The sequence below is a fragment of the Paraburkholderia sp. SECH2 genome, from assembly GCF_030464795.1.
GTDB lineage: Bacteria > Pseudomonadota > Gammaproteobacteria > Burkholderiales > Burkholderiaceae > Paraburkholderia > Paraburkholderia aspalathi.
The window spans coordinates 91,746-102,357 of the sequence record NZ_JALPRH010000029.1; the positions used below are offsets into that span (position 1 = coordinate 91,746).

Below are 10,612 nucleotides of genomic sequence, written 5' to 3' on the forward strand. Positions count from 1 at the left end.
CGCTCAGAACTCCACGCCGCGCTGCGCTTTCACGCCTTGCTCGCGATACGGGTGTTTGACGATGCGCATTTCGGTGACGAGGTCGGCGGCTTCGATCAGCGCGTCCGGCGCGTGACGGCCGGTCACCACCACGTGCAGCATCTCCGCGCGCCCGGTCAGTACCGACAGCACTTCGTCGAGCGGCAGGTATTCGTACTTCAGCACGGTGTTCAGTTCGTCGAGGATCACCATCTGATAGTCGCCGCTTTCGATCATGCGGCGTGCTTCGTTCCACCCTTTGCGCGCGGTGGCGATGTCGGCGTCGCGATTCTGCGTGTTCCAGGTATAGCCGTCGCCCATCGTGACGAAGTCGCAATTGGCGATCGCGCCGAGAAAGTCGCGTTCCGACGTATGCAGCGCGCCCTTGATGAACTGCACGACGCCGAGGCGCATGCCATGCCCAAGCACGCGCACGGCCATGCCGAACGCTGCGGTGGTTTTGCCTTTGCCGGTGCCGGTATTGACGATCAGCAGACCTTTTTCGACGGTGGCGCTGGCCTGCTTTTTCTCGTGGCCCTCGCGCCGGCGTTCGGTCATGCGTTGATGCGATTCGGGATCGGTCTTCATGGAAGGTCCTGTTCTTGAGTGTCGTTGTTTGCGTGTTCGCAGGCGAGGCGGGCGGTGGTCGATGCTATCGCGACGGTGATGCCGGCATGTACGGTTTTGCGCACGAGTAGCCGTGCGTTGGCGGTATCGGCTGCAAACGAGGCAACTGGGGTCATTGAGCTAATTGAGGCATGGGCCGCATCAGATTCGGTCGCCGCAGCGAGCAAGGCGCACGGCTCGCAGACGCCGTCTATGCCGAGGTGCTCGCGTGCGGCCGCCGACGGATCCTCCACGGAGATCGCCGCAATCTGCTCACGGCTGAACAGCTTCAACGGCAGCGCATGACGTGCGCAAAATTCGAGCAGGCCGGTTTCGTGGGCTTTGACGTCAACCGAGGCGATCGCGCTGATTTCGTCGAATGAATGCGAGCCGAGCGTGGCGCGCACAGCCGTTTCGATTTCCTCGGCGGAGCTGTGCAAACGACAACCGATGCCGACGGTTAGCGTTTTCCTTGCGTGGCGCTGGGATTCGCTGCCGACTTTCACCGCATCCCGCGCCAAAGCCAGCGACGCCACACCGCCGATCACCACGATCGCCGGCGACCCGAGCCCGGCGCGCGAGACCGTATCGGCGAACTCGCCGAGCCGCGCGAGCGCATGCCGTTGCTCGGGGCGCGTGGCCGATTCGATCGCGGCGCACGGCGTATCGGCGCTCATCCCGGCTGCGAGCAATGTGTCGACGATTTCGTTCAGTCGCCGCATGCCCATGTAAATCACCAGCGTCATTCGCGTAGCGACGAGCGCGGCCCAGTCCGGCTCGCCGCTGCCGGCGCCGTGTCCGGTGACGAACACCACGCCTTGCGCGTGATCGCGATGCGTCACAGGAATGCCGATTGCCGCGGGCGCCGCAATCCCGGCGGTGATGCCGTTGATCACGTCGACGCTAATGCCTGCGGCATGGAGCGCTTCTTGTTCTTCGCCGCCACGGCCGAATACGAACGGATCGCCGCCTTTCAAACGGGCGACGCTGCGTCCCGCCCGCAAATGCTCGAGCATTTGCGCGACGATGCCGGCCTGCGGCGTCGACGGATGGCCGCCGCGTTTGCCGACATACACGACCAGTGCGTCGGCGCGCGCAAACTGCAGTACCTCAGGATTCACCAGATCGTCGACCAGCACCACATCGGCTTGCGCCAACGCGCGCGTCGCTTTGAGCGTCATCAGTTCGACGTCGCCGGGGCCGGCGCCGATCAGCCAGGCGCGGCTCATCGCGGCGTGCATGGCGCACGCCATGTCGTGACAAGCGGGAGCGGGCGAGGCGCGAAGATGCCGGAGGCGGCAGAAATTGAGGTCATGCGGTGCAACAGATTACGCGCAACGAAAAACGCCGCTCGCCGCGTTTCCCACAGGAAAACGCCAACGGCCGCGCCACGTCGTGCTTCAGCGCCTTCACATCCGTCCCTCGCGGATTCCGGCGGCCGGCAGCGTGACGTTCGCTGCCTCCGCGTCTGGCCGGTATCCGGGCTGGCGGCCTCATGCGTTTTGCCTTCCCGTCCGGATTCGTCGGACAGTGGCATCAAAAACGCATGCGCGATGCGAAAGCACCGCAGGTCGCTTACCGTTGCGGGGACAGCACAGGTTGAGCGCAGCGAGCGCGGCCTGTTTCCCGTTTAACTGCACATGCGATCGCATATGCGGGCACCAAACGCGCGCATACGATAGCACACGGCAGGCCGCGCCGGCACTGTGGAAAGGCCTTGCCGAAGCCCGCGTTTCCTTGACGGCAGGGGGCGCTCGGCCTAAACTCGCACGCACTTTGGTGCTCGTGTGCGCGCTCGTGCGCATGCAGTTAAACGGGAAACAGGGTGCCCACCTGCAATGGACCGGGTCAACCTGTGCTGCCCCCGCAACGGTAAGCGAAAAGCGGTGCGTTCTTGAGCGCCGCGGAGCCGGCTTCGATGTCCACGCGCAAGGCCGCGTCGGCATATAACCACTGGGCGAGAAACCACTCGTCCGGGAAGGGGAAGCGGCGCTTTCGCCAGCCCGGATACCGGCCAGACTACGAAGAACGACCATCGCGGGGATGCGGTGGCGCGTTCATGACCTCATTCTCGTTTCCAGTTTTTGGTTGCCTCGGCAACGCCGTTGTTCGTCCCCGTGTTTTGTTAATGTCGTGGTTTGGGGTATGTGCCCCGTTTGCCCGGCCTATACACGATGCCTCGGCGTGCACGAGCAACTCCTACGGATGGACCTCACGATGCAAACTCAAATGCGCAAGATCCCCGTCACCATCGTCACGGGCTTTCTCGGCAGCGGCAAGACCACGCTGCTGCGGCACATTCTTCAGCATGCGGGCGGCAAGCGCATCGCGGTGATCGTCAACGAGTTCGGCGAACTCGGCATCGACGGGGAAATCCTCAAGGGTTGCGGCATCGGTTGTGATGAGAACGGCGTTGAGGCCGAAGGGCAACTGTATGAACTCGCGAACGGCTGCCTGTGCTGCACCGTGCAAGAGGAGTTTTTCCCGGTGATGGAAAAGCTGGTGGAGCGCCGCGAGCAGATCGATCACGTGCTGATCGAAACGTCAGGTCTCGCGTTGCCGAAGCCGCTGGTGCAGGCGTTCAACTGGCCGCAGATCAAGAATAGCTTTACCGTCGACGCGGTCGTCACCGTGGTAGACGGCCCGGCCGCGTCGAGCGGCCAGTTCGCCGACAACCCGGTCGCCGTCGATGCGCAACGCAAGGCCGATCCGAATCTCGATCACGAATCGCCGCTGCACGAATTGTTCGAAGATCAATTGTCGGCCGCTGATCTGGTGATTCTGAACAAAACGGATCTGCTCGACGAAGCGCATCAAGCTTCTGTCGAAGCCATCATCCGCGAAGAAATTCCACCGCAAGTGAAGATCGTGCGCGCGCAGATGGGGCAACTCGACCTGCATACGTTGCTGGGTCTCGAAGCGGCCTCGGAAGAGACAATCCATCTACGCCACGACCATCACGGTTCGGCCGAAGACGCCGATCACCATCACGACGAGTTCGATTCGGTGGTGGTGCACGCGAATGTTTCGTCGCGCGAAGCTGTGATCGCCGCGTTGCAAGGGCTCGTCGAAACCAACACGATTTACCGCGTCAAAGGTTTCGCGGCGCTGCCGGGTGCGGCGATGCGTCTGGTGATACAGGGCGTGGGCCGCCGATTCGATAGTTACTTCGACCGGCGCTGGCAAGCGGGTGAAACGGGCGCCGAGCAACAAAGCCGCTTTGTGCTGATCGGCGAAGACCTCGACCAGGCCGCGTTGCAACAGGCATTCGACGCCGCCTTGGGCGCCGTGGCGAACGCTCAGCCGCAACAGGCGTAACCGGTCATGCATCTGCTGCGCACCACGCCGGGCGGTTTTGTCGACGATACACAGGGCGTGATCCGGATCGATCAGCAGCCCGCCGATATCGTGGTGCTCAGTTCCGCGGATACCACGCTGTCATTGCTCGCGAGCGTGTTTCCGCGTCTGGGCGAGGGTTTTCCGAGCGTGCGGCTTGCGAACGTCACGTATTTACGGCAACCGGCTTCGGTCGATTTCTATGTCGAAGACGTGTTGCAGCATGCGCGTGTCGTGGTGGTCGATCATCTCGGCGGCGAGGCGTACTGGCCGTACGGCATCGAGCAGGTGGTCGCTCTCGCCGAGCGCAAGCAGCAGACGCTCGCGATGTTCTCCGGCGATCTGCAGGAAGACCCGAATCTGCTGGCGCGCAGCACCGCCGACGCCGAACTGTGTCATCAGCTATGGCGCTATCTGCGTGAAGGCGGCCCGCAGAATGCCGAGGCCTTCCTGCGTTTTATCGCGTACCGCTCGCTTGGCTGGGGGCGCGAGCCCGCGCTGCCGCGCGCGTTGCCTGCCGCGACGCTCTACCATCCCGAACGGGACACGCCGACCATTGCCGACTGGCAGGCGCGCTGGCGGGAGGGTGCACCGGTTGCCGCGATTCTGTTCTACAAGGCGCATCTGCAGGCGGCCAACACAGCGGTGTTCGACGCCCTGATCGATGCGCTCGAAGCACAAGGCCTGAATCCGTTACCGATCGCAATTACTTCGCTTAAAGACGCGATGAGCCGCGACGTCGTACAGCAGTTGTGCGCGCAACATGATGTCGCGCTGGTGCTGAATACAACCGCATTCGCCGCGTCTGCTATCGACGACCCCGAGCCGCTCGCGCTCGCCGGTGACGCGCCGGTGCTCCAGGTGATCCTTAGCGGCGGTAATCGTGAAGATTGGGTCAAGGACAATCAGGGGCTCAACTCGCGCGATATCGCCATGCATATCGCGCTGCCGGAAGTGGACGGCCGCATCATCACGCGGGCGATCAGCTTCAAGGGGCTCGCCTATCGTTGTCCGCATACCGAAGTCGATGTGGTCCGCTACCAACCGGACCTCGAACGCGTCGGCTTTCTGGCCGAACTGAGCCGCCGCTGGTGCCGCCTGCGCACGCTCGATAACGCGGACAAGAAACTCGCGCTGATCCTTGCCAACTATCCGATGAGCGAAGGGCGCATCGGCAATGGCGTGGGGCTCGATACGCCGGCCTCGGTGGTCGGACTTCTGTCAATGTTGCGTGATGAGGGATATCGCGTGGCTGAGCTGCCCACCGACGGCGACGCACTGTTGAAGAAGCTGACCGAAGGCGTGACCAACGATCCGGTCGTGCGTGATTTGCGGCCTGCGTTGCAAAGCCTCGCGCTCGACGACTATCTTGTGTACTTCAACGCGTTGCCGGCGGAAGCTCGCAATGCGCTGAACGCGCGTTGGGGCTCGCCCGAGCAGGATCCAACGTTGCGGCGCGGCCGTTTCATGATCGCGGGCTGGCGTTGTGGGCAGGTGTTCGTTGGGATTCAGCCGTCGCGTTCACGCGAGCAGGGCGATTACGCGAGCTATCACGACGCCGAACTCGTGCCGCCGCACGCCTACCTTGCCTTCTATTTCTGGCTGCGTCATCAGTTCGGCATCGATGCGGTCGTGCATGTCGGTAAGCACGGCAATCTCGAATGGCTGCCGGGCAAGAGCGTCGCGCTGAGTTATGCCTGCTGGCCCGATCTAATTCTCGGTCCGATACCGCATCTGTATCCGTTCATCGTCAACGATCCGGGCGAGGGCAGTCAGGCGAAGCGTCGCGCGCAGGCCGTCATCATCGATCATCTGATGCCGCCGCTTACGCGCGCCGAAAGTTACGGGCCGTTGCAGGACCTCGAGCGCCAGGTCGACGAATACTATGAAGCACTGATGGTCGACCCGCGCCGTTCGAAACTGTTGAGGCGCACGATTCTCGCGACCATCGTCGAGCACAAGCTGCATGACGAGTTGAGTCTCGCGGAGCCGAACGGTCTGGACGATGAAGATGCGCTGCTGACGCGCGTCGATGCGTGGCTGTGCGAGTTGAAGGAGGCGCAGATTCGCGACGGCTTGCATACGTTCGGGCAGTCGCCTGAAGGTGTGCAGCGGCGCGATACGTTGCTGGCGCTGGGGCGTTTCCCGGTCGGCGATGGCCAGGGCGGCAAGGCTGGTTTGATCGACGCGTTGGCGCGTGACCTGCTGATGGACCATCTATTCGATCCGTTGTCGGTGGATTGGGCTGCGGCGTGGGACGGTCCACGTCCCGAGGTATTGCAGCGGGTGAGCGATGCGCCCTGGCGGCATTGTGGCGATACACGCGAGCGTCTGGAACTGCTGGCGGCTGAGATGTTGCGTGAAGTGTGCGGCGATGAAACGTCCGGGACGGCGCCCGCAAGCGGGACTTTGCCGCAAGCCGAACGTGTGATCGAACGCCTGCGCAACGACGTATTGCCCCGGCTCGACGCCTGCGGTTCGCAGGAAATGCTGCATCTGAAGCGCGGCCTTGAGGGGCGTTTCGTGCCGCCGGGGCCGAGCGGTTCGCCGTCGCGCGGACGGCCTGACGTGCTGCCTACCGGCCGCAACTTCTATTCGGTCGATACGCGCGCAGTGCCGACGCAAGCGGCATGGTCGCTCGGTTTGAAATCCGCGCAGCAGTTGATCGAACGGCATTTGCAGGAGAAGGGCGATTATCCGCGCGCGATCGGCCTCTCGGTATGGGGCACCGCGACCATGCGCACCGGTGGCGACGATATCGCCCAGGCACTTGCTTTACTCGGCGTGCGGCCGAAGTGGGCGCCGGGCAGTCATCGCGTGACTGACTTCGAAATCATGCCGATCGAAGCCTTCGATCGGCCACGTATCGATGTCACGTTGCGCGTATCCGGATTTTTCCGCGATGCCTTCGCTAACGTGATGCATCTGTTCGACGCCGCCGTGCAGGCCGTGGCCGAACTCGACGAACCCGAGGACCTGAACCCGATCCGCGCGCGTGTGCTGCGCGAACGCGATGCCCTGATTGCACACGGCATGGATGCCGCCGAGGCGCGCAAGCGCGCCGGCTGGCGCGTGTTCAGCGCGCGGCCCGGCGCGTATGGCGCGGGTCTGCAGGACATGATCGACTCGCAGCAATGGCAAACCGACGCCGATCTCGCGAATGCCTATCAGGCGTGGGGCGGTTACGCCTACACGCAGAAAAGCGCCGGCGAAGAAGCGCGCCAGGCGTTCGGCACACGCCTCGCCGCGATGGACGTCGTGCTGCAGAACCAGGACAACCGCGAACACGACCTGCTCGATTCGAACGATTACTACCAGTTCCAGGGTGGCATGGTCGCGGCGGTACGGCACCTGGCTGGCACTCAACCGCAGATCTATCACGCGGATCACAGCAATCCGGCCGCGCCGCGTGTGCGTACGCTGCACGAAGAGATCGCGCGGGTGGTCCGCTCGCGCGTGGTCAATCCGAAATGGCTCGATGGCGTGAAACGCCATGGCTATAAGGGCGCCGCTGAAATTGCGGCGACGGTCGATTATCTCTACGGCTACGATGCAACCGCGCGGGTGATCGCCGATCATCAATATGCGCTTGTCACCGATGCTTATCTGAACGACCCCGACACACGCGAGTTCTTGCAGCGACACAATCCGCACGCCATGCATTCGATCTGCGAGCGTCTGCTCGAAGTGATGCAGCGCGGTTTGTGGCAGGCGCCCGGCGACTATCGCGCGCAAGTCGAACAGCATCTGCTCGCGAGCGAGCAGCAGATTGAAGGAATGCAAACATGAACGCTGCGACCCAACGGCCCGCCTTTCCCTTTGCCGCGCTGATCGGCCAGACGCCATTGCAGCAGGCGCTCCTGCTCGCTGCGATCGATCCGGGTCTGGGCGGCGTGCTGGTGAGCGGGCCTCGTGGCACGGCGAAATCGACCGCGGCGCGCGCGCTTGCTGAATTGTTGCCCGAAGGGCAATTGGTGAATTTGCCGCTCGGCGCAAGTGAAGACCGCTTGATCGGCACGCTCGATATCGAAACCGTGCTGCGCGACGGCTCGGTGCGTTTCTCGCCTGGCTTGCTCGCGAAAGCGCATCGCGGCGTGCTGTATGTCGATGAAGTGAATCTGCTGCCCGACGCGCTTGTCGACGCGTTACTCGATGCAGCGGCCAGTGGTGTGAATACCATCGAACGCGATGGCGTCTCGCATAGCCACGATGCGAGCTTCGTGCTGATCGGCACGATGAATCCGGAAGAAGGCGAGTTGCGGCCGCAACTGATCGATCGCTTTGGTTTGATGGTCGGGCTGCAGAACTGTTTTGAGCCGCAGGTGCGTCAGCAGATCGTCAAGGCACGTCTGGCGTTCGATTTCGATCCGCAGGGTTTTCGCGCGGGATATACGCAGCAACAGGAAACCTATGTTCAGCGGATTCGCGCGGCGCGTGAGGCGCTGCCGCAACTCGACTTCGACGACGCCGTGCATACGCATGTCAGTGCGCTGTGCATCGATGCGGCGGTCGATGGACTGCGTGCCGATCTCGTGATGCTGCGCGCTGCGCGGGCATTGGCGGCGCTGGAGCAGGCGGATGCGGTGACGACGGAGCATGTCGAGCGGGTCGCTGAGTCGGTGCTGATGCATCGGCGCCACGATCGCGAGGCGCGTGCAGGTGGCGACGCACGTGAGAGCGAAGCGTCGCGGCAGCCTGCCGACGACGCGGATGCAGCGTCCTCGTCATCTTCGCTGGATGCAACGCCAGGCGCTGCCGCCGGCGATGGCGATTGGGGTTACTTGCCACCGCAACCTGCTGGCGTCGCGCAGGTGAAAGGCGTCATTCCGCTCAACGCAAAAAAACGCTGAGCCATCGGAAGGGCGCCGCCGCTGACTCGCGCAGCGGTTTTCGATGGCGGCAAGGTGCCGGCGCAGGTCCGCGTAGCCGCTTACAGGGCGCGCCGGGCAAGCGCATTGCTTGGCTGCCGACGTTCGTCGCAAAGCGTCAGGACACGTTGCGGGCCGAGCATCTGCGTTTCGCGCGAGAGGCACCGCGGAGCGGTGTGCTGCATTGCTTCGTGCTCGATTGCTCCGGTTCCATGCTCGGCGGGCAACGCCTCGCGCTCGCCAAGGGTCTGTTGATCGCGCTGTTCGATCGCGCAAGCGCCGCTCGCGCCGAGGCGGCGCTGGTGTGTTTTGGCGGGGCTGGCGCCGATCTGCGTTTCGGTCCGGCCGTGCCGCGCTGGTGGAACGAGCGGTGGCTAAGACCGGTGGGCGGGGGCGGTGGGACGCCGTTAGCGTCCGGTGTGCGTCAGGCTGCGCAGGTGCTGGAGCGCAGCGCCCGACGCAAGCCCGCGCAGCAGCGCTGGCTGTGGATCCTGACTGACGGTCGCAGTGGCGATCAGCCGGTGCGGCCGCGCCATGCGGACGAGGTGGTATTCGTTGACTTCGAGCGAACGGCGATACGGCTGGGCCGTTGCCAGACGCTTGCCGATGCATGGGGCGCGGCCCTGTTTACGCCGGACGAGCTGATCGCCTGAGTCTGAGCGTCACAGGCGACGTGCTGCTGCACGTCCTTTTCATGCGCTTATTTTAAACCGTTGGACCAGTACTGCACATCGTCCTGGCGGTCGAATACGAAGACTTTCATCGCCATCTGCTGCGCGGCGTCGAGTCGATCGAGTTCGAGGCCGTGAGTCGACGGCTCGCCCGGCGCACTGCCTTTCTGCAGGTTGCGGATGACTGCGGTGGTTTCGATCTCCGTGTGCATTTCCGCCGATTTGAGGCTGAAGGCGATGCGCAGTCGTTCGCCGACTGCACCCAGCGTCCATGAAGCGGCCAGCGACATGCCGAGTGCGCTGATGCTTTTGGCGAGGCCCAGACCGTCATATGAATCCCCGGTTTCGCCGATGCCGAAGCGCACCGGGAGGTGCGCGTGGACGCGGATCGACTTGCGTTCGCGCAGGCGGCGGATCACGCCAGGCTTTGATAGCACCACGTAGTCGAATGGGGCGCGGCACACGGACTCGACCGTGCAGACGAAACGAAACACGGCATGGCTCGCTATGGCGACGATCTCGATGTTTTCACCGAGGCGCAGCGGGAGGATGCGGCCGTCTTGCAGCGGCGGCGTGACGAAGAGCGCATGGTTGGGCGCGAAGCCGATGATGCGGCATGGATGCATCGGGGCGCCGCTGCCGAGTTGGGAGCGCACGCCGACTAATGCACCTATTGTCAGGTGCATGTCTTTTAGTGTGAGGTTGGCGGTTGTGGGTTGATCAGCCTGGGGCTCTGGTTGTGGGGCCTTTTCCAGCAGGTCGCCGCGGTGCGGGTGGAAGTTGGCGAAGAGGAATTGGCGCTCGTCCGTGGTCGCCAGGATGGTGCCGGCGGCGAAGAGGAGTGTGCCGTTGGAGTCTGCGATCGGCCAGTCGAGAGGGGTGCCTACCGGTACGGCTTCCAGAGTCAGTGACGGTGTTGGGGCCGTCGCTTGGGCTTCGGCTTCGGCTTGGGCTTCTGTCTGGTTTTCCATGGTCGGTGGCTAAATATGTGGCGGGATTACTTGTTTACGGCTGTGGTGGCTGGGAGCTTTAGGGGTTGTTTGCTTAGGGCTTGTGGTTTTCCTTGAATTGTTAGTGGTCTATTAGCGTTGCCCCTGTGCGGGGCGGCACTTA

General features: G+C 63.5%; 7 protein-coding genes, 1 pseudogene and 2 riboswitches. Of the genes and pseudogenes, 4 read left to right on the top strand and 4 right to left on the bottom strand.

The features are described 5' to 3' along the window. Positions 1–3: 3 nt before the first annotated feature. The 3 genes and pseudogenes from cobO to cobA all read right to left on the bottom strand — a co-directional run. Positions 4–606, bottom strand: coding sequence for a cob(I)yrinic acid a,c-diamide adenosyltransferase (cobO, locus tag M0D66_RS32565; protein ID WP_093638791.1), 603 nt, complete (start codon positions 604–606; stop codon positions 4–6). After that, positions 603–1,160: a cobalamin biosynthesis protein gene (locus tag M0D66_RS38005; RefSeq protein WP_307857217.1), complete on the bottom strand. Its 558-nt coding sequence runs from the start codon at positions 1,158–1,160 to the stop codon at positions 603–605. Before M0D66_RS38005 ends, cobO begins: the two co-directional genes overlap by 4 nt. After that, positions 1,137–1,853, bottom strand: a pseudogene (gene cobA, locus M0D66_RS38010) (uroporphyrinogen-III C-methyltransferase); the annotation flags it as partial. The pseudogene cobA and the gene M0D66_RS38005, both read right to left, overlap by 24 nt. A gap of 223 nt (positions 1,854–2,076) precedes the next feature. Next, positions 2,077–2,305: riboswitch (cobalamin riboswitch) on the bottom strand. A 79-nt stretch (positions 2,306–2,384) separates the two neighbouring features. Then, positions 2,385–2,658: riboswitch (cobalamin riboswitch) on the top strand. A gap of 183 nt (positions 2,659–2,841) precedes the next feature. Between cobA and cobW the strand changes: the two are divergent. From cobW to M0D66_RS32590, 4 genes are all read left to right on the top strand, one after another. Beyond that, positions 2,842–3,942, top strand: a complete 1,101-nt coding sequence (cobW, locus tag M0D66_RS32575; protein ID WP_280530055.1) for a cobalamin biosynthesis protein CobW — start codon at positions 2,842–2,844, stop codon at positions 3,940–3,942. A gap of 6 nt (positions 3,943–3,948) precedes the next feature. Further along, on the top strand, positions 3,949–7,749 hold the full coding sequence (gene cobN / locus M0D66_RS32580) for a cobaltochelatase subunit CobN (RefSeq protein ID WP_211708558.1): 3,801 nt from the start codon (positions 3,949–3,951) through the stop codon (positions 7,747–7,749). Further along, entirely contained in the window at positions 7,746–8,810 is a 1,065-nt protein-coding gene (locus M0D66_RS32585) for an ATP-binding protein (protein WP_211708559.1), read from the top strand. The genes cobN and M0D66_RS32585 overlap by 4 nt, the downstream gene beginning before the upstream one ends. 104 nt (positions 8,811–8,914) lie before the next feature. Beyond that, positions 8,915–9,481 (top strand): VWA domain-containing protein, encoded by a 567-nt coding sequence (locus tag M0D66_RS32590; RefSeq protein WP_244869922.1) that lies wholly within the window; start codon positions 8,915–8,917, stop codon positions 9,479–9,481. Between the two features lie 47 nt (positions 9,482–9,528). Here M0D66_RS32590 and M0D66_RS32595 read toward each other — a convergent pair whose 3' ends face one another. Continuing rightward, the gene (locus tag M0D66_RS32595; RefSeq protein WP_211708560.1) at positions 9,529–10,470 is read right to left on the bottom strand and encodes a flagellar brake protein; all 942 of its coding nucleotides are present in this window, start codon (positions 10,468–10,470) and stop codon (positions 9,529–9,531) included. Positions 10,471–10,612 lie beyond the last annotated feature (142 nt).